20 protein-coding genes are annotated in these 22,625 nt (G+C 72.2%); 12 read left to right on the top strand and 8 right to left on the bottom strand.

The window, feature by feature from the left end:
* Window positions 1–52: 52 nt before the first annotated feature.
* The 3 genes from OG711_RS14935 to hutH all read left to right on the top strand — a co-directional run bounded on the left by OG711_RS14935 (window position 53) and on the right by hutH (window position 3,216).
* Window positions 53–1,225 (top strand): GGDEF domain-containing protein, encoded by a 1,173-nt coding sequence (locus tag OG711_RS14935; RefSeq protein WP_073785496.1) that lies wholly within the window; start codon window positions 53–55, stop codon window positions 1,223–1,225.
* A gap of 143 nt (window positions 1,226–1,368) precedes the next feature.
* Window positions 1,369–1,575 (top strand): DUF4287 domain-containing protein, encoded by a 207-nt coding sequence (locus tag OG711_RS14930; protein WP_329559470.1) that lies wholly within the window; start codon window positions 1,369–1,371, stop codon window positions 1,573–1,575.
* A gap of 102 nt (window positions 1,576–1,677) precedes the next feature.
* Window positions 1,678–3,216, top strand: coding sequence for a histidine ammonia-lyase (gene hutH / locus OG711_RS14925; protein ID WP_266510429.1), 1,539 nt, complete (start codon window positions 1,678–1,680; stop codon window positions 3,214–3,216).
* Window positions 3,217–3,957: 741 nt separating this feature from the next.
* Here the strand turns inward: hutH and OG711_RS14920 are convergent.
* Entirely contained in the window at window positions 3,958–4,290 is a 333-nt protein-coding gene (locus OG711_RS14920; RefSeq protein WP_266508587.1) for a hypothetical protein, read from the bottom strand.
* Window positions 4,291–4,400: 110 nt separating this feature from the next.
* On the opposite strand from OG711_RS14920, the gene OG711_RS14915 reads away from it, so the two are divergent.
* The 3 genes from OG711_RS14915 (at window position 4,401) to OG711_RS14905 (ending at window position 9,917) form a co-directional block, all read left to right on the top strand.
* Window positions 4,401–4,742, top strand: a complete 342-nt coding sequence (locus OG711_RS14915) for a hypothetical protein (protein ID WP_073784199.1) — start codon at window positions 4,401–4,403, stop codon at window positions 4,740–4,742.
* A gap of 287 nt (window positions 4,743–5,029) precedes the next feature.
* Window positions 5,030–6,289, top strand: a complete 1,260-nt coding sequence (locus tag OG711_RS14910) for a L,D-transpeptidase (RefSeq protein ID WP_073784201.1) — start codon at window positions 5,030–5,032, stop codon at window positions 6,287–6,289.
* A gap of 280 nt (window positions 6,290–6,569) precedes the next feature.
* Window positions 6,570–9,917: a S8 family peptidase gene (locus OG711_RS14905; RefSeq protein ID WP_329559469.1), complete on the top strand. Its 3,348-nt coding sequence runs from the start codon at window positions 6,570–6,572 to the stop codon at window positions 9,915–9,917.
* A gap of 109 nt (window positions 9,918–10,026) precedes the next feature.
* Here the strand turns inward: OG711_RS14905 and OG711_RS14900 are convergent, their stop codons facing one another.
* The gene (locus OG711_RS14900) at window positions 10,027–10,911 is read right to left on the bottom strand and encodes a helix-turn-helix domain-containing protein (protein ID WP_073784205.1); all 885 of its coding nucleotides are present in this window, start codon (window positions 10,909–10,911) and stop codon (window positions 10,027–10,029) included.
* Between the two features lie 226 nt (window positions 10,912–11,137).
* On the opposite strand from OG711_RS14900, the gene OG711_RS14895 reads away from it, so the two are divergent.
* Window positions 11,138–12,178, top strand: coding sequence for an NAD(P)-dependent alcohol dehydrogenase (locus OG711_RS14895; RefSeq protein WP_073784207.1), 1,041 nt, complete (start codon window positions 11,138–11,140; stop codon window positions 12,176–12,178).
* Window positions 12,179–12,258: 80 nt separating this feature from the next.
* Here OG711_RS14895 and OG711_RS14890 read toward each other — a convergent pair whose 3' ends face one another.
* Entirely contained in the window at window positions 12,259–13,134 is an 876-nt protein-coding gene (locus tag OG711_RS14890; protein WP_329559468.1) for a helix-turn-helix transcriptional regulator, read from the bottom strand.
* Between the two features lie 99 nt (window positions 13,135–13,233).
* Between OG711_RS14890 and OG711_RS14885 the strand changes: the two genes are divergently transcribed.
* Window positions 13,234–13,671, top strand: a complete 438-nt coding sequence (locus OG711_RS14885; protein ID WP_329559467.1) for a hypothetical protein — start codon at window positions 13,234–13,236, stop codon at window positions 13,669–13,671.
* A gap of 588 nt (window positions 13,672–14,259) precedes the next feature.
* On the opposite strand, the gene msrA is transcribed toward OG711_RS14885, so the two are convergent.
* Window positions 14,260–14,922 (bottom strand): peptide-methionine (S)-S-oxide reductase MsrA, encoded by a 663-nt coding sequence (gene msrA, locus OG711_RS14880; protein ID WP_073784209.1) that lies wholly within the window; start codon window positions 14,920–14,922, stop codon window positions 14,260–14,262.
* Between the two features lie 165 nt (window positions 14,923–15,087).
* On the opposite strand from msrA, the gene OG711_RS14875 reads away from it, so the two are divergent.
* Window positions 15,088–15,462 (top strand): PadR family transcriptional regulator, encoded by a 375-nt coding sequence (locus OG711_RS14875; protein ID WP_073784211.1) that lies wholly within the window; start codon window positions 15,088–15,090, stop codon window positions 15,460–15,462.
* Window positions 15,459–16,052, top strand: coding sequence for an HAAS signaling domain-containing protein (locus OG711_RS14870; RefSeq protein WP_266508568.1), 594 nt, complete (start codon window positions 15,459–15,461; stop codon window positions 16,050–16,052). Before OG711_RS14875 ends, OG711_RS14870 begins: the two co-directional genes overlap by 4 nt.
* 8 nt (window positions 16,053–16,060) lie before the next feature.
* Here OG711_RS14870 and OG711_RS14865 read toward each other — a convergent pair whose 3' ends face one another.
* Entirely contained in the window at window positions 16,061–17,182 is a 1,122-nt protein-coding gene (locus OG711_RS14865) for a hypothetical protein (protein WP_073784216.1), read from the bottom strand.
* A gap of 92 nt (window positions 17,183–17,274) precedes the next feature.
* On the opposite strand from OG711_RS14865, the gene OG711_RS14860 reads away from it, so the two are divergent.
* Window positions 17,275–18,429: a cystathionine gamma-synthase gene (locus tag OG711_RS14860; RefSeq protein WP_073784218.1), complete on the top strand. Its 1,155-nt coding sequence runs from the start codon at window positions 17,275–17,277 to the stop codon at window positions 18,427–18,429.
* Window positions 18,430–19,536: 1,107 nt separating this feature from the next.
* Here OG711_RS14860 and OG711_RS14855 read toward each other — a convergent pair.
* The 3 genes from OG711_RS14855 to OG711_RS14845 all read right to left on the bottom strand — a co-directional run bounded on the left by OG711_RS14855 (window position 19,537) and on the right by OG711_RS14845 (window position 21,192).
* Entirely contained in the window at window positions 19,537–19,758 is a 222-nt protein-coding gene (locus OG711_RS14855; protein WP_329559466.1) for a hypothetical protein, read from the bottom strand.
* Window positions 19,759–19,781: 23 nt separating this feature from the next.
* Complete coding sequence (locus tag OG711_RS14850; protein WP_266508558.1) at window positions 19,782–20,348, bottom strand: sigma factor-like helix-turn-helix DNA-binding protein; 567 nt, start codon at window positions 20,346–20,348, stop codon at window positions 19,782–19,784.
* Window positions 20,349–20,688: 340 nt separating this feature from the next.
* On the bottom strand, window positions 20,689–21,192 hold the full coding sequence (locus OG711_RS14845) for a MarR family winged helix-turn-helix transcriptional regulator (RefSeq protein WP_178390958.1): 504 nt from the start codon (window positions 21,190–21,192) through the stop codon (window positions 20,689–20,691).
* 151 nt (window positions 21,193–21,343) lie between these two features.
* Here OG711_RS14845 and ilvA point away from each other — a divergent pair, with 151 nt between their 5' ends.
* Window positions 21,344–22,585 carry a threonine ammonia-lyase gene (gene ilvA / locus OG711_RS14840; RefSeq protein ID WP_073784237.1) on the top strand — a complete coding sequence of 414 codons (1,242 nt, stop codon included), beginning with the start codon at window positions 21,344–21,346 and terminating at the stop codon, window positions 22,583–22,585.
* Window positions 22,586–22,625: the final 40 nt, after the last annotated feature.

Raw genomic sequence — 22,625 nt, 5'->3', positions numbered from 1 at the left:
CGCCTGCCCCATCAATGCGCCAAAACCAGCCAAACATCCCTAACCTGTCATGATGGGTGACGATGTGCGGCTGCGGGGTGTCGTGGAACTGGCGCAGGGCATGGCGGCGGCCCGCACCCCCCGGGAGTCCTGGCGTGCCGCCGCGGAAGGCGCCTGCCGCGCCCTCGCGGGGGACTTCGCCGCGCTGTCGGTGTGGGAGCGGGAACTGGGCCTGCTGAGGGTCCTCGTCAACGCGGGTGAGCGGGTCGCGGGCGAGGAGGAGTTCCCGGAGCGCGAGGTGTACCCCGTGCACGAGTTCCCCGAGATCACCGAGTTCCTGCACGAGCGCTGGGTGGGCGGCGGCGAGCCCGACGCCTGGGTCGAGACCGCCGAGGGCCCCGCCGGGGGCACCCCCGGCTACTGCCATCAGCGGGTCGCCGCGCTGCGCCGCCGCGGCCGGGGCTGCTGTGTCGTCGCGCCGATCGTGCTGCACGGCCGGGCGTGGGGCGAGCTGTACGTGGCGCGCGCCGCGGGGGCCCGGGTCTTCGGCCAGGTGGACGCCGACTTCGCCACCGTGCTCGCGTCCGTCGTCGCCGCCGGGCTGGCGCAGACCGAGCGGCTTGAGGAGGCCCGCAGGCTCGCGTTCACCGATTCGCTCACCGGGCTCGCCAACCGCCGTGCGGTCGACGCGAACCTGGACGACGCGGTCGACCGGCACCGCTCCGAGGGAGTCGTCGTGAGTCTGGTGGTGTGCGACCTCAACGGGCTCAAGCGGGTCAACGACACCCAGGGACACGCCGTCGGCGATCAACTGCTGGAACGGTTCGGCTCGGTGCTGTCGCTGTGCGGGGCCATGCTGCCGGGCACCCTCGCCGCGCGGCTCGGCGGTGACGAGTTCTGCCTGCTCGCGGTCGGTCCCCCGGCGGACGAGGTGGTGCGGGTCGCGGAGGAGCTGTGCCGCCGGGCCGCCGCGCTCGGGCTCGGGGACGGTGTCGCGTGCGGGGTCGCCTCCACGGGCGACCCGATCGGCGCGGTGCGGTCCGCCCGGCGGCTGTTCCGGCTCGCGGACGCCGCCCAGTACCGGGCCAAGGCCGCGCGGTCGCCGCTGCCGGTGGTCGCGGGCCGGTCCGGGCCCGACGACCCGGTCGTCCGGCTCGCGGACGCCACCGCCCCGCCCGCCGGGGAGCCCGCCCCGCCTGTCGGGGAACGCCGCCGCTTCCGCCGCTGGCGGGACCGTCAGGGGTAGCGGCGGCGGGGGTGTGTGAAGCGTGTCGGATGTGGCGTGGATCACTTGCCGTGGTGGATGAGAACGTCCGTGCTGTGCTGTCTTCCCTGTGAAGAGCCCGTCGGCAGTCGTCGGCGGGTGTGCAGCGAAGGGACGCCATTGCCATGACGGCCGCCGTGAAGGGCCCCGCGAGTTACTTCCCCGCGATCGAGAAGAAGCACGGACGCCCGATCGCGGAGTGGCTGGAACTCATCCATGCCTCGCCGCTCACCAAGCACATGGAACTGGTCGCCTGGCTCAAGTCCGCGCACGGACTGGGTCACGGCCACGCCAACGCGCTGGTCGCCCACGTCCGCGCGGGCGGCAAGTGACGCGTGGGAGGCCCCTTGCGGGGCCCTTCCGGGTGTGAGGAGTCCCGTCCTGCCGGCGTCGTGACAAGCCGGAATTCACTGCGTACGCTCCTGAATATGGATATGCACACTGTGGTGGTGGGGACCTCCGGGACCACCGCGGCCGATGTCATCGCCGTGGCCCGGGACAACGCGCGGGTCGAGCTGTCCGGGGAAGCGGAGACGGCGCTCGCCGCCGCCCGCGCGGTCGTGGACGCCCTCGCGGCCAGACCCGAGCCGGTGTACGGCGTCTCCACCGGGTTCGGCGCCCTCGCCACCCGGCACATCGGTCCCGCCCTGCGCGCACAGTTGCAGCGCAACATCGTCCGCTCGCACGCCGCCGGGATCGGCCCCCGGGTCGAACGCGAGGTCGTGCGCGCGCTGATGTTCCTGCGGCTGAAGACCCTGTGCTCGGGCCGCACCGGCGTCCGTCCCGAGGTCGCCCGCACCATGGCCGATGTGCTCAACGCGGGCATCACCCCCGTCGTCCACGAACACGGTTCGCTCGGCTGTTCCGGCGATCTCGCGCCGCTCAGCCACTGCGCGCTGACCCTGATCGGCGAGGGCGACGCCGAAGGGCCCGACGGGGTGCTGAGGCCCGCCGCCGAACTGCTCGCCGCGCACGGCATCGAGCCCGTCGAACTCCGGGAGAAGGAAGGGCTCGCCCTTCTCAACGGCACCGACGGGATGCTCGGCATGCTCGTCATGGCCCTCGCCGACCTCGACCGGCTGTACACCTCGGCCGACATCACCGCCGCGCTCAGCCTGGAGGCCCTGCTCGGCACCGACAAGGTCCTCGCCCCCGAACTCCACGCCATCCGGCCGCATCCCGGGCAGGCCGCCTCCGCCGCCAACATGCTCGCCGTGCTCCAGGGCTCGGAGCTGACGGGACACCACCAGGACGACGCGCCGCGCGTCCAGGACGCGTACTCCGTGCGGTGCGCCCCGCAGGTCGCGGGCGCGGGGCGGGACACCCTCGCGCACGCGCGGCTCGTCGCCGAGCGGGAACTCGCCGCCGCCGTGGACAACCCCGTCGTGCTGCCCGACGGACGGGTCGAGTCCAACGGCAACTTCCACGGTGCGCCGGTCGGTTACGTCCTCGACTTCCTCGCGATCGCCGTCGCCGACCTGGCGTCCATCGCGGAACGCCGTACCGACCGGCTCCTCGACAAGAACCGTTCGCACGGGCTGCCGCCGTTCCTCGCGGACGACGCCGGGGTGGACTCCGGGCTGATGATCGCCCAGTACACCCAGGCCGCGCTGGTCAGCGAGCTGAAGCGGCTCGCGGTGCCCGCGTCGGCCGACTCGATCCCGTCCTCCGCGATGCAGGAGGACCATGTGTCGATGGGGTGGTCGGCGGCGCGGAAGCTGAGGACTGCCGTCGGGCATCTGACGCAGGTGCTCGCCATCGAGCTGTACGCGGCGACGCGGGGCGTCGAGCTGCGGGACGGGCTGGTGCCGGCGGGGGCTTCCCGTGCGGTGATCTCGGCGGTGCGGGGGGCGGGGGTCGGGGGGCCCGGTCCTGACCGGTACCTCGCGCCCGACCTCGCGGCGGCGGAGTCCTTCGTCCGGGACGGCCGCCTGGTCGCGGCGGCGGAATCAGTCACGGGCCCCCTGTCCTGAGGCCCGGTCCGCCCTGCGGCCCCTGCGGTTGCTTGTGCTGGGCGTACTCCGTTCCCGTGCCGTCGCCCGGTGGTTTCGCGCAGTTCCCCGCGGGTCGCCTTCGCTTGCGCTTCCCAGGTCCGTCCGGCTGAGCGGACTCCGTCCCCGTGCCGTCGTTCGTGGGGTGCGCAGTTCCCCGCGCCCCTGGATGCTGCCCCTTCGGGTTTGTTCGTCGGGTGAGGGTCGGCCCTCGTTTTCGCGCAGTTCCCCGCGCCCCTATCGGGGCGCATCCGGCCGGTTCTTCGGGTCGGTGCCGGTCGGGATTCTCCGTCCTCGCTCCAACGCGCTCGGCACGACGTCTCCCTTGCCCGACTGAAGAGCATCGGAGTCTGCGGGCAGAGATTCCCGCCCACCCCCTCCCGCAGCAGCGCGAGTCCGCGCGGAGGGGGGTTCCGCAAGCATAAGGACCCGCACCCGAGGGGCATCCCCAGGTAGGCGCCCCTTCAGGGGCGCGGGGAACTGCGCGAAGACGAGGACGGCCCCGCACCCGAAGAGCGACCGCAAGAGGGCAGCATCCAGGGGCGCGGGGAACTGCGCACCCACCGAGCGACCTGTGCGGGGACAAGTGCGTCCACTCGGACAGACCTGGGAAGCGCAAGCGAAGGCGACCCGCGGGGAACTGCGCACCCCCGGACGACCTGTGCCGGGACAATTGCGCCCAGCACAGGAAACCCGGGGGCGTGAGCGAAGGCGACCCGCCGGTCAGGTGAGGGTGCGGGCTCGGTGGACCGAGAAGGCGACGAAGCCCGCGCCGACGCAGAGGAACACCGTGCCCCCGAACACATAGGGCCCCGTGTTGAAGCTCCCGGTGTCGGCGAGCCGGGCCGGCGTGCCCCCCTCGGCCCGAACCCCTCCGTAAGAGGCGGAAGCCACCCGGCTCCCGTCATCCGTGCGGAGCTCCGTGACGGCCGGCGGCCGCCGCTCCGCGCCGGGCGGCTCCACGCCCGTCGCATTGGCGGAAGGAACGAACCACAGCGCACCCAGCAGGGTCCCCGCGGCGGTGGCGGTCAACAACGAACGGCGTGCGGCGGACACGGAATATCGATCCCCTTGTGACGCTGACGAATTGGCCGTGTGCACCGATGCTAGTGAAAGCCGCGGGTCGCGGGAAAGTCGCGGTCCCCGGGACCCGTACGCTCCAGCCCATGACCAATCCAGAAACATCCCGCTATGTACGTCTCCGAGTGGATCTCGTACTGGAAGTCCGGGACAGCGGCGCGCTGACCGGCGGCGCTCTGCGGCAGATCGCCGAGGACGCCCGGATCTCCCCCGTCGAAGCGGCGCAAGCGGAAGAAGCTGTGAAACAGGACACAGCGGAGGCGCTCGCGTATCTCGTCGACCCGTTCGACCTGGTCAGGAAGGTTCCGGGGATCGACCTGACCCAGGCGTCCTGGAGCAGCGAGGAAGTCGCGTACGACCCCGATTCGTCGGATTGGGACGACGACGAGGATGATGTGCCCGAGGGCGTCGGCAGCGCTCTCCGGTAGCACCTCGCCGGTACCTGACATCCACGACCGGGCCTCACGGCCGACCGGTCGGCACACGGCGCACCGGGCCCCGGACGGCATCCGCCGCCGGGGCCCCACCGGCTCCGGGGGGAGTGGTCCCGTACCCGGGGGGCACCCGGGGAGGAGCGCACCGTACGGTTCGTACCAGTGGACGTGGTGTGTCCCACACAGGTTCGCGACATGGAACCGGACGGTGTGGTCAGCGCGTTGTAACGGCGGCAGGGCAGCCGTGTGTGCGGGGTATCGGTGCGAGGGAGAGGCGTGTGATGACGGACAGTGTGCGGCGCAGGGGACTCAGGGCCGCGTCCGTACTGCTCGGTGGGGTGCTGGTGCTCTCAGCGTGCAGCGACGGGGGCGGGGCGAAGTCCGACGGCGGTGGCGGGGGGCAGTCGAAGCAGCCGCAGGCCGAGGTCGACGAGGCCGCGGCCGAGAAGGCGTCCGAGGCGCGGATCAGCATCCTCCCCAAGGACGGCTCCGGCAACGCGAGCATCAACAACGCCGCGAAGGTCTCCGTGACCGACGGCACGCTGACCAAGGTCACCATGACGACCGGTGAGGGCACCGCGGTCAGCGGTGCGATATCGGCCGACAAGAAGAGCTGGAAGCCCGCCGCGCAGCTGGAGCGGGCCACCCTCTACAAGGTCGTCGCCGCCGCCACGGACAAGGACGGCCGCAAGGCCCACGAGAACGCCTCGTTCACCACGGTCTCGAAGTCCAACAGCTTCATCGGCAACTTCACCCCGGAGGACGGCTCGACGGTCGGCGTGGGGATGCCGGTCTCGCTGAACTTCGACAAGGACATCGTCAACAAGGCCGAGGTCCAGAAGGCCGTGACGGTGGATACGTCCAGCGGGCAGGAGGTCGTCGGCCACTGGTTCAGCCCGAAGCGCCTCGACTTCCGCCCCGAGCAGTACTGGGCGGAGAACTCGAAGGTCACGCTGAAGCTCGCGCTCGACGGTGTGGAGGGTTCCGAGGGCGTCTTCGGTGTCCAGCAGAAGACGGTCACCTTCACCGTCGGCCGCAACCAGGTCTCCGTCGTCGACGCCAAGACGAAGCAGATGAAGATCACCCGCAACGGCAAGGTCGTCAAGACCATCCCGATCTCGGCGGGGGCTCCCGAGACCAAGACGTACGAGGGCCAGATGGTGATCTCCGAGAAGTTCGAGGAGACCCGGATGAACGGCGCGACGGTCGGGTTCACCGACGACGACGGCAAGGGCGAGTACGACATCTCGGATGTCCCGCACGCCATGCGGCTGTCCACCTCGGGCACGTTCATCCACGGCAACTACTGGGGCGCGAAGTCCATCTTCGGCAGCGCCAACACGAGCCATGGCTGCATCGGGCTGCCCGACACCAAGGGCGCCGCCGACGACGGCACCCCGGGTTCCTGGTTCTTCACCAACTCGCTGATCGGTGACGTGGTCGTCGTCAAGAACACCGGCGACACCACCATCAAGCCGGACAACGGTCTCAACGGCTGGAACATGAACTGGGCCCAGTGGAAGGCCGGTTCGCAGGTCTGACCGGCCCCGGGCCCTCACCCGGTCATCGGACGGCCGCCCTCCCCGCCATGGGGAGGGCGGCCGTCCGTCCGTGTGCCGTCCGCGCACAGGTGTTTCCCCGCCACTTTCCTCCCTCCTGTTTCTTCCGGACGGTTGAGCCGCTGACGGCCCCTCGGCATACTGCGTCGACCGGGGGGCACGTCCATGTGTGCGAGACCACCCCCGTCCGGATGAACCGACGTTCGTCCGCTGCTCTTCATCTCCAGGGGGAGACTTGCGCAGAAAATGGAACAGAGCGCGCGTGACCACGCTCGCCACCGCGGTGGCGGTGGTTCTGACGGCGGGGCTGACCACCCCGGCGTCGGCGGGTCCGGGCGACACCGACCGGTCCGCGTCCCCGCGGCCCGCCCCGGACCCGGCCCACTCGCGGGCCGCCGGGTCCGCGCCCGACCAGCGCGTCACCCTCATCACCGGTGACCGGGTGTTCGTCGACGGCGAGGGCCGGGTCGTCCGGTTCGAGGCGGCCGAGGGGCGCGAGGGGATACCCGTGCGGCGCCGGACCATGGCGGGCCGGACCCATGTCATACCGCTCGACGCGGTCCGGCTGGTGGAATCGGGCCGTCTGGACCGCCGGTTGTTCGACATCACCGAACTCACCCGGGTCGCCACCCGCCGGGCCCAAGGACAGGCTCTCAAGGTGATCGTCGGCTACCGGGGCGCCGCCGCGCAGGCCCGCGCCGAGGTCCGTTCGGCCGGTGACACCCGGCTGCGGCGTTCGCTGAAGACGCTGAACGCCGAGGCGCTGACCACGCCGGAGCAGGACACCGCGCGGTTGTGGGAGGCCGTCACCAGCGGCCGGGACGGCAGCCGTGACACGGCCTCCGGGGTGAGCCGGATCTGGCTCGACGGGGTCCGTGAGGCCGTCCTCGACAAGAGCGTGCCGCAGATCGGCGCACCGAAGGCCTGGACCGCGGGCTGGACCGGCAAGGGCGTGCGGATCGCGGTGCTGGACACCGGCGTCGACACCACCCACGACGATCTGCGCACCCAGGTCGTCGCCGAGAAGAACTTCACCCCGTCCCCCGACACCAAGGACCGCTACGGCCACGGCACCCATGTCGCGTCCATCGCGGCCGGTACGGGTGCCAAGTCGGGCGGCAAGCACAAGGGGGTCGCCCCCGACGCGAAGCTGCTGAACGGCAAGGTCCTCGGCGACAACGGATTCGGTGACGACTCGGGGGTCGTCGCCGGTATGGAGTGGGCGGCCGAGCAGGGCGCCGACATCGTCAATCTCAGCCTCGGCGGCCCCGACAGCCCGGGTGTCGACCCGATGGAGGCGCAGATCAACAAGCTGTCGGCGGAGAAGGGCATCCTCTTCGCCGTCGCCGCGGGCAACGCGGGCCCGCGCAACATCGATTCACCGGGCAGCGCCGACCACGCCCTCACCGTCGGCGCGGTCGACGGCGGCGACGCGCTCGCCGACTTCTCCGGCACCGGCCCGAGGACCGGCGACGGCGCCGTCAAGCCGGATCTGACCGCCCCGGGCGTGGGCATCACGGCCGCCGCGGCGGACGACAGCCTCCTCGACGGGAGCGTCGGGCAGGACCCGGCGGGCTATCTGACGATCGACGGCACCTCGATGGCCACCCCGCATGTGGCGGGCGCCGCCGCGCTGCTGAAGCAGAAGCACCCGGGCTGGTCGTACGCGGAGCTGAAGGCCGCGCTCACCTCGTCCGCGAAGGGCGGCGCGTACTCGCCGTTCGAGCAGGGCAGCGGGCGGGTGCGGGCCGACAAGGCGCTCGACCAGACGGTGGTCGCGGACCCGGTGTCCCTCGGCTTCGGGACGGCCCGCTGGCCGCACACCGACGACACCCCGCTCACCCGGCAGCTGACGTACCGCAACCTCGGCGGGCAGGACGTCACCCTCGATCTGGCGCTCACCACCCGCGACCCCGCGGGGCGCCCGGCGCCCGCCGGGTTCTTCACCCTCGCCCAGCCCCAGGTCACCGTCCCGGCGGGCGGCACGGCGTCCGTCGCGCTGACCGCCGACACCCGGCTCGGCGGCACCGCCGACGGCATGTACAGCGCGTACGTGGTCGCCACGGGCGGCGGGCAGAGCGTCCGTACCGGCGCGGCGGTGGAGCGCGAGGTCGAGTCGTACGACCTGACGGTGCGGACCATCGGCCGGGACGGCAGGCCCGCGAAGACCTACGAGAGCGATCTCACGGGGATCTCCGGAGCGGCGAACGGGCTGTCCTACGACGTGTCCGATCCGTCCGGCACCGCGACGGTACGGGTGCCCAAGTCGGGGTACGTGCTCGACAGCACGGTGTCCGCCGACCCGGTCGACCACTCCAAGGGCACCGACTGGATCGTCCAGCCGAAGCTGCGGGTGGACAGGGACACCACGGTCACCGTCGACGCCCGCAAGGCGAAGCCGGTGACCCTCACGGTGCCGGACCGGTCCGCACGGTCCGAACTCTTCCTCGGCAGCTTCACCGTGGCGAACGCGGAGATGGACCTGACGATCGGCACGGGCTTCAGGAGTCTGCGCAACGTCCGCACCGCGCACCTCGGGCCGAAGGTCACCGACGGCTCGCTCAGCCAGCAGTGGGACGGTCACTGGAGCAAGGGCAACAGCCAGTACAGCACCCTCCTGCTCGGGTCGCCGCAGCAGTTCTCGACCGGGCTCACCAAGCACTACAAGGCCGGTGAGCTGTCCACGGTGAAGGTCGCCGTCGGCGCGTCCGCCCGCGGCGTGACCGCGGGACCGGTCGTGCGGGGTTTCGCGGCCGGCACGCAGTGGAGTATGTCGGAGGTCGTCATACCGAAGCCGGTGCCCGGCACCCGGACGCTGCATCTGTCGACCTCCAACCAGGTCCGCTGGACCGTCGACGTCCAGCAGTTCGGGGGGGCCGGCCCGGGCGGCATACCCGTCCTCGACACCGTGACGCTGCTCGGCGAGCCGCAGCTGTTCAAGGCGGGCCGTACGTACACCAAGACGTTCAACGTCGGTGTCTTCGGACCCCGTGTCGGCGGCGAGTACGGGGTCGGCCGGGACGGTGACACCCTGTTCGGCTACATACCGCTGTTCACCGACGGGCAGGGTCACGCGGGCTTCCCGGCCTCCGACCGCACGTCCGCCCGGACGACGCTGTACCGCGAGGGCAGGAAGCTCGCCGGGAACCGTGATCCGCTGACCGGCGAGGAGTTCACGCTTCCGGCGGGGGACGCGGCGTACCGGCTGACGTCGTCCGTCACCCGTGAGGCGGGGGTCGCGAGGATCTCCAGCCGGATCGACACCAGCTTCACGTTCCGGTCCAGGCGGACGGCGCGGCTCACCCACCTTCCCGTGTCCACGGCACGGTTCGGGGCGGTCGTACGGCCCGACGGTACGGTGCCCGCCGGGCGTACGCAGGTGGTGCCCGTGAAGGTGCAGGGGGCCGCGGCGGGCCGGGAGCTCAAGTCGCTCCTGGTGTATGTGTCGTACGACCAGGGACGCGTCTGGAAGAAGCTGACGGTCTCCGGCGGCAAGGTGTCCGTGAAGAACCCGGCGGCGGGGAAGGGGATCTCGCTCCGCGCGAAGATCACCGACCGGGCGGGGAACGGGTCGACGGTGTCGATCCACAACGCGTACTACGGGAAGTAGTTCCGTGCAGTGACCCGGGGTCCGCCGTGCACACCGTACGGCGGGCCCTTCCGCGTGCCCCGGCGCGGGCGCGCGGGGGCTCAGGTGCCGCCCCGGGACCGCGGCGGCGTCATATGCCCGCCAGCACCCGCAGGGCCTCCTCCGACGGGGAGCCCGGCTCCGGGTGGTACGTGATCAGCAGCAGCTGCGGATCGTCCACCGGGCGGAACACCTCGTACGCCAGCGACAGCTCGCCCACCCGCGGATGCCGGAACCTCTTCACCCCGTGCCCCTTCTCCTTCACGTCGTGGGCCGCCCACAGCCGCCGGAAGTCCGCGCTCTTCAGCGCCAGCTCACCCACCAGCGCCGCCATCAGCGGATCGTCCGGATAGCACCCCGAGTCCATCCGCAGCGAGCTGACCACGTCGGTCGCCTTGCCCTCCCACTCCACGAACACCTCGCGCGAGCGCGGCTCCAGGAACACCCACCGCGCCCAGTTCCGCTCCCGTGGAGCCAGCGCGCCCCAGTCCGTGAACAGCGCCGCCGCCAGCGCGTTCCAGCCGAGGACATCGGAACGCCGCCCGGCGACATACGCGGGCACACCCTCCATCGAGTCGAGGAACCGTTGCAGCGCGGGCCGCATCTGCGGGTCGGGGCACGTACCACCACGCCGCTTCTTGTGGCTCCTCGGCTTCGCGAGACGCGTCAGATGCGAGTACTCCGCGTCGCTCAGCCGCAGCGCCCGCGCGATCGAGTCCAGCACCTCCACCGACACATTGCGCCCGTTGCCCTGTTCGAGGCGGGTGTAGTACGCCACCGACACCCCCGCGAGCTGCGCCAGCTCCTCCCGCCGCAGCCCCGGCACCCGGCGGTGCCGCCCGAAATCCGGCAGCCCCACGTCGTCCGGCTTCAGCCGGGCGCGACGGTTGCGCAGGAACTCGCTCAGCTCGGCCCGCCGGTCCAGCGCGGGCTCGGCGGTGGCGTACGCGGGCGCGCGTTCGGGCAGGTGTTCCATGCTCCCAGTATCACGGACCTGCCGGGCCGGCCGGCCGCTGCCTGTCCCCGCCGGTGGTAGGACCACGGGACGTAGGTACAGCGGTGGTCTGGGTGCGCGGCCGAACACGGGGCAGGCTTGGCCATGACGTCACACACAGCAAGCACCGGAGTGCGCCGCCGACCGGCACCGCGTACCCCCACCACAGCAGGACCGGTGCACCCGAACCACCGAGGAGACCCCCGGCATGCCCACCATCCCCGTCTACGCCGCACCCTCCGCGAAGGCCCCGCTGGAGCGCACCACCGTCGAGCGCCGCGCGATCGGCGAGTCCGACGTCCTGATCGACATCCACTTCGCCGGAATCTGCCACTCCGACATCCATCAGGCCCGTGACGGCTGGGGCGAGGGCATCTACCCGATGGTGCCCGGCCACGAGATAGCCGGGACGGTCGCCGCGACCGGACCGGGCGTCACCCGCTTCGCCGTCGGGGACCGGGTCGGCGTCGGCTGCCTCGTCGACTCCTGCCGTGAGTGCGACAACTGCCGCGCCGGACTGGAGCAGCACTGCTCCGGCGGCGCGGTCCCCACGTACAACGGCCGCCACAAGGACGGCGAGCCCACCTACGGCGGCTACGCCAAGCAGATCGTCGTGGACGAGAACTACACCCTCCGTATCCCCGACGCCCTTCCGCTCGACGTGGCCGCGCCGCTGCTGTGCGCGGGCATCACCACCTACTCCCCGCTGCGCCACTGGAACGCCGGGCCCGGCAAGAAGGTCGCCGTCGTCGGTATGGGCGGTCTCGGGCACATGGCCGTGCGGATCGCGCACGCCCTGGGCGCCGAGGTCACCGTCCTCAGCCAGACCCTCGGCAAGCGCGAGGACGGGCTGCGGCTCGGTGCCACCCACTACCACGCCACCAGCGACCCGGCGACGTTCGAGGAACTGCGCGACCGCTTCGACCTGATCGTCTCCACGGTCTCCGCGCCGCTGGACTTCGACCGGTACCTGTCGCTGCTGCGCACCGACGGCGCGCTGGTGAACGTGGGCGCCCCCGAGGAGCCGGTCAGCCTCAACCTGTTCTCCCTGCTGATGGGCCGCAAGACCCTCGCCGGTTCCAACATCGGCGGTATCCGGGAGACCCAGGAGATGCTGGACTTCTGCGCGGAGCACGGCATCGGCTCGGAGATCGAACTGATCGAGGCGCACCAGATCAACGACGCGTACGAGCGGGTGCTCCGCTCGGACGTCCGCTACCGCTTCGTGATCGACACGGCCACCCTCTGACGGTGTCCGGACGGGCGGCGGCGGTGCATCCCCCGCCGCCCGTCCGTGCGGTGCGTGTCCTGCGTTTCCTGCGGTGGTGCTCAGTGCTCCACCGGTGTCTGGACGAGGACGCTGTGTGTTCCGCCTCCCACCCCGGGCGCCAGCAGGGTGAGTTCGTACGACGCCGGTGGCGCCCCGGTCTCCGGCGCGGTGAGCCGTACGGTGCGGGGCGCGAAGCTGCCCACGGTCCGGCATCCCCACCAGTGCGCCAGATCGGGCCGGACGGTCCGCAGCCGTTCCCCCAGCTCCCGCACCCCGCGTCCGGCGGGTCCCGTGTCGGCGGTGCCCCGGAAGTGCCGGTGCAGATCGATCACCACGGGCTCCCAGTCGGGCAGCACGCGTTGATGCGCCGGGTCCCCGATCAGCAGGAGCAGCAGATTCCGGTCCGCCGCGGGGACCGCCCCCGGATCGGGCCAGACCTCCGTCCACGCGGTGTTCCACGCGGCGATCCCGAGGACGGTGTCCAGCACCAGCGCGGGTGAACGGGGCCAGGCGCCGATCATGCGGCGCAGTGCGCCGGGCACCTGGTCCGGGGCGTCCTCGCCGTCCGGCGGCGGTGCGGTGTATCCGGCGAGCCGCAGGACGTGCCCGCGTTCCTCGGTGCCGAGCCGCAACGTCCGGCTCACCGCCTCCAGTACGGCACGGGACGTCTCCACCCGCCCCTGTTCCAGCCAGGTGTACCAGGCGACCCCGACCCCCGAGAGCGCGGCGACCTCCTCGCGGCGCAGTCCCGGGGTGCGGCGGCGGGGCCCGCTGGGCAGTCCGACCTCTTGGGGTGCGAGCTGTTCGCGGTGGGCCCGCAGGAAGCCGCCCAGTTCGCGGCGGCGCAGGGCGGGGGTGCCGGCGGGGCCCCGGTCCGGGGTCGGTGCGGTATCCCGGTCCGGGGTCGGCGCGGGGACTGGCGCGGGGGACGTCATACGCCGAGGGTAGGCCGCGCGGAGCCGTTGCCTATGACCTGTGGTCACCGTACGAGCGGACGACTGGTCGTCCGGCGCGGTGGCCGGGAACCTGGGCCCATGACACAACATCCCTCCGCCGGCGGCGTCATGCGGCGCCGCTCGAACGACTCCTCCGACCTCGTCGAACCCCGGGTGTTCCTGCGGGTGTTCACCCCGCCGGGCACGCTGGAGGAGGTCACCGCGTCCTACGAACGGCTGCTCGGCGTCGCCCGCGACATGTGGTTCACCTACCCGGAGAAGGGGCTCGCGCTTGCGGCCGTCGGCGGCTTCCTGCTCATCGAGGGCGCGGACGATTTGGTGGCGCGGTTCCGGTCCACCTCGGGAACCCTCCTGGTCGATTCGGCGCGGGCGTTTCTGGAGCGGCTCGAAGCGGAGGGGGCGGAGATCGTCAGCCCGTTGCAGTCGGTCCCTACGGGGTCGGGGTTCACCGCGCGCCACCGGGACGGCCTGATAGTGGAGTACGTGGAGCACCGGCCTACACCGGACGGCCGTTGACCGCGTTCGGCTTGCGCTTTTGAGGTCTGTCCGGCGGGACGTACTTGTTCCTGTGCGGGTCGCTCGGTGGGTGCGCGGTTCCTCGCGGGTCGCCTTCGCTTGCGCCTCATAGGTCTGTCCGGTTGGACGAACTTGTTTCCTGTGCCGTCGCTCGGTGGTTTCGCGCAGTTCCCCGCGCCCCTTTGGGGCGCGTTCTGTTTGTTCTTCGGGTCGGGGCCGGTCGGGATTCTCCGTCCTCGCTCCAACGCGCTCGGTACGGACGTCCAGTGGATGTACTGGTGGCGTCGGAGTCTGCGGGCAGAGATTCCCGCCCACCCCCTTACGTGAGTCCTGCGACTGCGCGAGGAGAGGGGTTTGAACCCCGGCCCCGGTCGCTGACAGCCCGCAGAGGGAGGACAGCCCCAGTTGGGCGCCCCTTCAGGGGCGCGGGGAACTGCGCAAAAGACGAGGGCGGACCCGCACCCGAGGAACGACCGCAATGGGGCAGCACCTCAGGGGCGCGGGGAACTGCGCACCCGACGAGCGACCTGTGCGGGGACAAGTACGCCCAGCCGGACAGACCTCAGAAGCGCAAGCGAAGGCGACCCGCTACTCCGCGGAGGCCACGCCGATCGGGCAGGAGACGCCGGTGCCGCCGATGCCGCAGTAGCCGTTCGGGTTCTTCGCGAGGTACTGCTGGTGGGGTGCCTCGGCGGGATAGAAGACCCGGCCCTCCGCGGGCAGGATCTCCGTGGTGATGCCGCCGAGCCCCGAGGCCGTGAGGACCTCCTGGTAGCGGTCGCGGGAGCGGTCGGCCGCGGCGGCCTGCTCGGGCGTGTGGGGGTAGATCGCGGAGCGGTACTGGGTGCCCACGTCATTGCCCTGGCGGAAGCCCTGGGTGGGGTCGTGGGACTCCCAGAAGAGCTTGAGCAGGGACTCGTACGACACCACGGAGGGGTCGTACACCACGCGGACGGCCTCGGTGTGGCCGGTCATGCCCGAGCACACCTCGTCGTACGTCGGGTGCTCGGTGTAGCCGCCCTGGTAGCCGACGAGGGTCGTCCAGACACCCTCCGTCTGCCAGAACTTGCGCTCCGCGCCCCAGAAACAGCCCAGCCCGAAATCGGCGGTCGCCAGGCCGTCGGGGTAGGGGCCGAGCAGCGGGTTGCCGAGGACCGTGTGGCGCGCGGGCACCTGGAACACCGGCTCCGGACGGCCGTTCAGGGCCTGCTCCGGGGTCGGCAGCTTCGGGTTACGGCTGTGCAGGAACATGGTTCTCCTCCGGAGGGCCACCTGATGTACCCGTCTCAACGTGCGGGCGCGGCGCGTGATTCCCCGGGCGCGGGTCCGGCCGTGTCACCCCGCCCGGTCACGGCCCGGTGACGACCAGGGGGGTGCCCTTCCCCGGGCCTTGCCCGACCAGGTATCTTGCATCGCATGGAACCAGGTGATCCGACCATGCAGGCCCGTGCGGCCACCCAGCTGCGCAAGGGGGTCCTGGAGTACTGCGTGCTCGCCCTGATGCGGGAACGTCCGCGCTACGGCGTGGAACTCCTCCACGCGCTGGAGGACTCCGGCGCGCTGGCCACCAGCCAGGGCACGGTCTACCCGCTGCTCTCCCGGCTCCGCCGGGACGACCTGGTCACCACCACCTGGCAGGAGTCCGCCTCCGGACCGCCCCGCCGCTACTACGCGCTCACCGACAGCGGCCGGGCCGCGCTCGATGAGTTCACCCGTGTCTGGCCCGGCTTCCGCGACGCCGTCGACACCTTCCTGACCACCCCGCACCCCCCCACCGGAGACCCCGCATGAAGACTTCCGCCGACCCCGTACGCGACTACCTCTCCGCCGTCGGGCGCGAGGCCACCGCGCTTCCCGCCGACCGCCGCCAGGAGCTCCTCGCCGACCTCGCCGAGCACATCGAGGTGACACGTGCCGAGCGTCCCGACGCCGCGATCGGCCAGATCCTCGCGGAGCTGGGGGACCCCCGTACGATCGCGGCGACGGCGCTGGCCGAGGCGGGGAACGGGGCGCCGGGCCGGGGCGGTGCCGAGCCCGGCGCGCCCGTCCGGCGCGGCAAGGTGCATCCTCTGGTCCCACTGCTGATGCTCGCCCTCGCGCCGCCCCTCGCCATGCTCCTGTCCGGCACCCCCGGCGTGGTCCCCGTCTTCGCGTTCCGCCTCACCGGCGCGGTGCTGCTCTGCACCTCGGTGCACTGGACCGCCGTCCAGAAGACCACCGGCATACTGCTCACCCTTGTGGTGCCGATCGCCCTCGCCACGACCTGGAACCTGGTCTCGGGCCACGCGGTGGCGGAGATCCCGGCCCTCCTGGCCAACCTGGGCTCGCTCGCCCTGATAGCGGGCACGGCCGTATGGCTCTGGAAGGTCCGCCGCGCCTAAGACAACGCTCAGTGGGAGAGCGTCGCCGGGGTGCCTCCGTTGGCCTCGTAGCCCGCTACGGCCAGCGCGCGGTACACCGCGTACTCCGCCGCCGGTTCCCGGGACAGCGTCCACGGCAGGGCGCCCACATGGCCGTCCACCCGGACGAGCTGGTTCATGGCCTCGCCCCAGCGCTCGGAGCGGACCAGGAAGAACACCAGCAGATGCCGGACGTGCGCCAGCATCGGGTCACCGGGGCGGGCGGAGTGGGCCGCGAACAGGGCGCCCTCGATCGCCTTGCGGACGACCTCGGTGCCGTAGAAGTCGTTGACCAGGGCGATCTCCGGCAGATGCTCGTACACCGCGAAGAGCGGCAGCGACGACAGCAGGGAGCCCTGCGGGGCACGGGCGGCGGCGGCCTCCGCGAAGGAGTACGCCTGCGCGCGTGAACCGTGCCACTTCTCGCACCAGTAGTGCAGCGCGGACAGATGCGCCCCCATGTGCGCGGGCGCGCGGTCGAGGATCTTCAGCCAGACCTGCTCGAAGTCCGCCTGCGGGTAGCCGAGGCCCCGCGCGATGGACAGCTCGATGATGTACGGGACCGGGTCCCCCGGGGCCAGCAGCGCGGCCTGGCCGCACGCCTCGCGGGCCTCCTCCAGGATGATCCGGAACTCGTCCGTCCCGGCCGTCGCGGTGCGGAACGCCTGCTGCACCAGGAACTCGGCCTGCACGGCCGCGCCGCCCGCGTCCTTCGGCGCCTCCGCCCGCCAGGAGCGCAGCCACTGGCCGCCCGCCCCGGCCCCGGCCGTCCCGCCGGGACGCCGGCTCAGCTCCAGCGACGCGGCGCCCGCGAACGCCTGCACACGCTGCCACCGCCGCTCACCCCCGGCCTCCGTACCCGCGAGGAGCTGGGACGCGGCCCGCCACTCCTGGGTGCCCTGCACGACGTCCAGCACATCGATCAGGTCCTCGTCGGGGCCGGGCATCCGGATGTCCAGCAGCTCCTCGCGCATGAATCCGTAGTCCGCCGGGTCCGCGGCGTCGGGCGCGTCCGGGCTCACCAGTTGTATTCCCGAGCGTCGGCGCCGCAGGAACGGGGTGAGCACCGCCGCGAGCATGAGCGACGCCATCAGGAACCAGAGAATCTCCATGAGTACAAGCGAACCAGACGGGTCCGACAATTGGCGAACCTGTCACATGGCGGGGCACGGCCCGGTGCCCGTCCGCATTACGCTCGGTGTCCATGAGCGACTCGCACACCACGCATTCCTTCGAGACCGTCGCGATCCACGCGGGGAACACCGCCGATCCCCTCACCGGCGCGGTGGTCCCCCCGATCCACCAGGTCTCCACGTTCAAGCAGGACGGCGTCGGGGGGCTGCGCGGCGGCTACGAGTACAGCCGCAGCGCGAACCCGACCCGGACCGCCCTGGAGGAGAACCTCGCCGCGCTGGAGGGCGGGGTACGGGGGCTGGCGTTCGCCTCCGGGCTCGCCGCCGAGGACTGTCTGCTGCGGACGCTGCTCGCGCCCGGCGACCATGTCGTGATCCCCGACGACGCGTACGGCGGCACCTTCCGGCTCTTCGCGAAGGTCGCCGCGCGCTGGGGCGTGGAGTTCTCCGTCGCGCACACCTCCGAGCCCGACGCGGTTCGCGCGGCCGTCACCCCGCGCACCAAGGCGATCTGGGTGGAGACGCCCTCCAACCCGCTGCTCGGCATCACCGACATCCCCGTGCTGGCGCAGATCGCCCGGGAGACCGGGGTGCGGCTCGTCGTCGACAACACGTTCGCGACGCCGTACCTCCAGCAGCCGCTCGCCCTCGGCGCCGATGTCGTCGTCCACTCGCTGACCAAGTACATGGGCGGCCACTCGGACGTCGTCGGCGGCGCGCTGATCGCCTCCGATCCCGCGCTCGCGGAGGAGCTGGCGTACCACCAGAACGCGATGGGCGCGGTCGCCGGGCCCTTCGACTCCTGGCTCGTGCTGCGCGGCATCAAGACGCTGGCCGTGCGGATGGACCGGCACAGCGAGAACGCGACCCGGGTCGCGGACATGCTGACGCGGCATCCGCGGGTGACGAAGGTGCTGTACCCGGGGCTGCCCGAGCACCCGGGGCACGAGATCGCCGCGAAGCAGATGAAGCGGTTCGGGGGGATGGTGTCCTTCCAGGTCGCCGGGGGCGAGGAGGCGGCGGTCGCGGTGTGCGACCGGGCCGAGCTGTTCACCCTCGGGGAGTCGCTGGGCGGGGTCGAGTCGCTGATCGAGCACCCGGGGCGGATGACGCACGCGTCGGTCGCGGGGTCCGCGCTGGAGGTGCCCGGGGATCTCGTCCGGCTCTCGGTCGGCATCGAGAACGCGGACGATCTTCTCGCCGACCTCCAACGCGCACTGGGCTGACGGCGTCCCCGTCTTCGCCGGCGCCCCCGGAGTACCCGCAGCCGGACGTACCTGTCCCCGTACGGGTACGTCCGGGGGTGCGCAGTTCCCCACGGGTCGCCTTCGCTCGCGCTTCTGGGTTTCCTGCGCTGGGCGTACTTGTCCGGGTGCGGGTACGTCCGGGGGTGCGCAGTTCCTCGCGCCCCTGGGTGCTGCCCTCTTACGGTCGCATTTCGGGTGCGGGACCGTCCTCGTCTTTGCGCAGTTCCCCGCGCCCCTTGGATCGCGCCTCTTGCGGTACCCGTTCGGGTGCGGATGGTCCTTGGTCGCTCGCGCAGTTCCCCGCGCCCCTGGGGTTCCCCACCTGGGCGTACCTGTTCCCGTGCGGGTACGTCCGTGGGTGCGCAGTTCCCCGCGCCCCTGGGTGCTGCCCTCTTGCGGTCGCTTTTCGGGTGCGGGCCGGTCCTCGTTTTTGCGCAGTTCCCCGCGCCCCTTGGATCGCGCCTCTTGCGGTTCCCGTTCGGGTGCGGATGGTCCTTGGTTGCTCGCGCAGTTCCCCGCGCCCCTGGGGTTCCCCACCTGGGCGTACCTGTTCCCGTGCGGGTACGTCCGTGGGTGCGCAGTTCCCCGCGCCCCTGGATGCTGCTCCCTTGCGGTCGTTCGCCGGGTGCGGGTCAGCCCTCGTCTTTTGCGCAGTTCCCCGCGCCCCTTTGGGGGCGCCTCTTCAGGCTGTCGGTCAGGTGCGGGCCTTTGCTTGCGGAACCACCCTCCTCGCGGACTCGCCGGACTACGGGAGGGGGTGGGCGGGAATCTCTGCTCGCAGACTCCGATGCTCTTCAGTCCGGCAAGGACACGTCGTACCGAGCGTGTCGGATCGAGGACGGAGAATCCCGACCGGCACCGACCCGAAGAACAAGCAGATGGCGCCCCAAAGGGGCGCGGGGAACTGCGCGAAACCACCGGGCGACGGCACAGGAACGAAGTGCGCCCAGCCGGACAGACCTGGGAAGCGCAAGCGAAGGCGACCCGCGGGGAACTGCGCGAAACCCACGAACGACGGCACAGCAACGAAGTGCGCCACGCCGGACAGACCTCGGCGCCGCAGGCGAAGGCGACCCCCGACCAGGGTCACCAACCGGTGAGCGGCGGGGTCGTCACCGAGGGCGGGACCGACCAGGGGCGGACCAGCGACGCCCACACCACGAACGCCACCGCGACACCGAGCACCAACAGCCACAGCACCCGCCGAACGACCCGCCGCCGCCCCCGCACCCGCCCCCCGCGCCGCACCGCGTCCCCGCACAGCCCGGCCGGCACCACCGGCGCCCCACCCGCCAGGAGCCGCCGCACGGCGTCCTCCTTGCGGTCGCCGCTCACCGAGGGCCGCCCGCACCGGCACCCGCACCGGCACCCGCACCGGCCCCGGCCCCGGAACCCGCACCCGCCGTCCTGACGGCACCCCCCGGCACGCCCCGCCCGGCCCGAGGGCCCAGCACCGTGGCCACCGCCCGCGCGCAGAGCACCCGGACCCGCTCCGCGGACAGCCCGAGCAGCGCCGCGATCTGCTCCTCGGCGACCCCTTCGTGCAGCCGCAGCACGAGCACGAGCCGCTCGCGCGGGCCGAGCGCGGCGAGGACGCCGCCCGGGACGGGCGGCGGGTGGTGGCGGGGTGCGCGGGGATGCCAGCTGTCACGGTCGTAGCGGGTGACGAGACGGCCGCGGGCGTGGTCGTACGGGTCGTCGCCGCGCAGCCCGTCCCAGTCGGCGTAGGTGAGCGCGAGGGCGTGCGTGAGCAGGGCCCGCGCGCGGGGGACCGGGGTGTCGGGGGGTTCGGCGGTGAGCAGGGCCGCGGTGTGCAGCAGCCGGGGGGCGGCGCCCGCGACGAACGCCGCGAACTCCCTTTCCCGGCGGGCGTCACGGCTCGTGTGCCGTGTGCGCATCGCGCCTCCCGACCCCGCGTGCGGCCCTCGGCGGGGCCATGTCGTACGGGGCACCGGTACGCGCCCCGCTCCCACTATCGGGGCAGGGACGGGGCCGGGGTCAAGGGTGCGTACGGCTCCGGGGGCGGGGCGGGGATCCGCGTGGCCCCCGGGGTTCGGGGCCCGGGTTCTGTTCGACGGATGTCCGGGTCCAGTCGGCGTCGGCTCCGGACGGTCGGGCGGCGAGAACCCGGGGCGGGTGGATGGGTGGACGGGGGTGACTCAGCCCGTACGGACGGGAGTTGTCCGGCGGTGCGTCACGCGCGCCGGTGGGCGCTGCCCGGTCCGGGGGCGGGGCGGTTCAGGATTCGGTCACGGGGTCCGTGCCGGGTGCGGGCGCGGCCATCCGGGCGGACAGGGCGGTGTTGAAACGGGTGAGGAGGGCGCAGAACTGTTCGCGTTCGACCGGTTCCCACTCGTCGGTCAACTGGGCCATCAGCTCCCGGCGGGAGCAGCGCACCTCCTCCAACCGGCCCTGGCCGCGCGGGGAGAGCTGGAGGACGACCGCGCGGCCGTCCTCGGGGTGCGACGTGCGTTTCACCAGTCCGGTGTCGACGAGCGGCGCGACCTGGCGGGTCACGGTCGAGGAGTCGATACCCATACTGGCGGCCAGCGCTTTGACCCCCATCGGTCCTTCCTTGTCAAGGCGGTTGAGCAGCAGATAGGCGGCGCGGTCCATCGAGTTGCGCACCTGCCCCACCCCGCCGAGGCGGGTCTGTTCGGCACGGCGGGCGAAGAGCGCCACTTCGTGCTGGAGGGCGTCGAGAAGACCGGTGTCGCCGGAGGTCATCATGTCCATCGACATTTCTGGTGTTGTGGGCATGGCCGGAGGCTCACTTCATGCGTGGGGAAAGAATTGGGGGACAGAGTACGCGGGAGAACGGCCCCCCGTACGGGCGCTGGAGAAACCGGCGGCGCCCCGGGGCGCGGACGGTGTGAGCTGCGAGACTTGCGTCATGAGCTACCCCGCCGCTGACTCCTTTCTCCCCGTCGACCAGCCCGTCACGCTCGACGACGTGAGCGGTGCCCGGAAGATGCTCGCGGGGGTCGCCCGGATGACCCCGATAGAGGGAAGCCGTCATCTGTCGGCGCTGGTGGGCGCCCCGGTCCGGCTCAAGTGCGAGAACCTCCAGCGGACGGGTTCGTTCAAGGTGCGCGGCGCGTACGTGCGGATCGCGGGTCTGCTGCCGGAGGAGCGCGCGGCGGGGGTCGTCGCGGCCAGCGCGGGCAACCACGCGCAGGGGGTCGCGCACGCGTCGGCGCTCCTCGGGGTGCGTTCTACCGTGTTCATGCCGTTGGGGGCACCGCTCCCGAAGATCGCGGCGACCCGGGAGTACGGCGCGGAGGTGAGGCTCCATGGTCAGGTCGTCGACGAGGCGCTGGCCGCGGCGCAGGAGCACGCGGAGCGGACGGGCGCGGTGTTCATCCACCCGTTCGACCACCGGGACATCGTCGCGGGTCAGGGCACCGTCGGGCTGGAGATCCTGGAGCAGTGCCCCGAGGTGCGGACCATCGTGGTCGGGATGGGCGGTGGCGGGCTCGCCGCGGGGATCGCGGTGGCGGTGAAGGCGCTGCGCCCGGATGTGCGGATCGTGGGGGTGCAGGCCGCGGGCGCGGCGGCGTATCCGCCCTCGCTGGCGGCGGGACGGCCGGTGTCGATCCGGCACCAGGCGACGATGGCCGACGGGATCAAGGTGGGGCGGCCGGGCGGTGTCCCGTTCCGGATCGTCGCGGAGCTGGTGGACGAGGTGCGGACGGTCTCCGAGGACGAGCTGTCGAGCGCGCTGCTGCTGTGTCTGGAGCGGGCCAAGATGGTGGTGGAACCGGCGGGCGCGGCGCCGGTGGCCGCGCTGCTCGGTGACCCCGGGGCGTTCACGGGGCCGGTGGTGGCGGTGCTGTCCGGGGGGAACGTCGATCCGGTGCTGATGCAGCGCATCCTGCGGCACGGGATGGCCGCGGCGGGCCGTTATCTCGCGGTCCGGCTGCGGCTCACCGACCGGCCGGGGGCGCTCGCCACGCTGCTGGGCGTTCTCTCGGAGGCCGACGCCAATGTCCTGGACGTGAGCCATGTGCGTACCGATCCGCGGCTCGGGCTGACGGAGGCGGAGGTGGAGCTGCATCTGGAGACCAAGGGCCCCGACCACTGCGACGAGGTCCGTGACGCCCTGCGGACGGCCTCCTACACGATCATCGAGTGACCCCGGGGGGTACGGGCGCGGGCGTCTCCCCGGAGCCCGC

The organism is Streptomyces uncialis, from assembly GCF_036250755.1.
GTDB classification, from domain to species: Bacteria; Actinomycetota; Actinomycetes; order Streptomycetales; family Streptomycetaceae; genus Streptomyces; species Streptomyces uncialis.
Note: the sequence above shows the minus strand (reverse complement) of the source record. Positions and strands in the feature narration are given on the sequence as shown.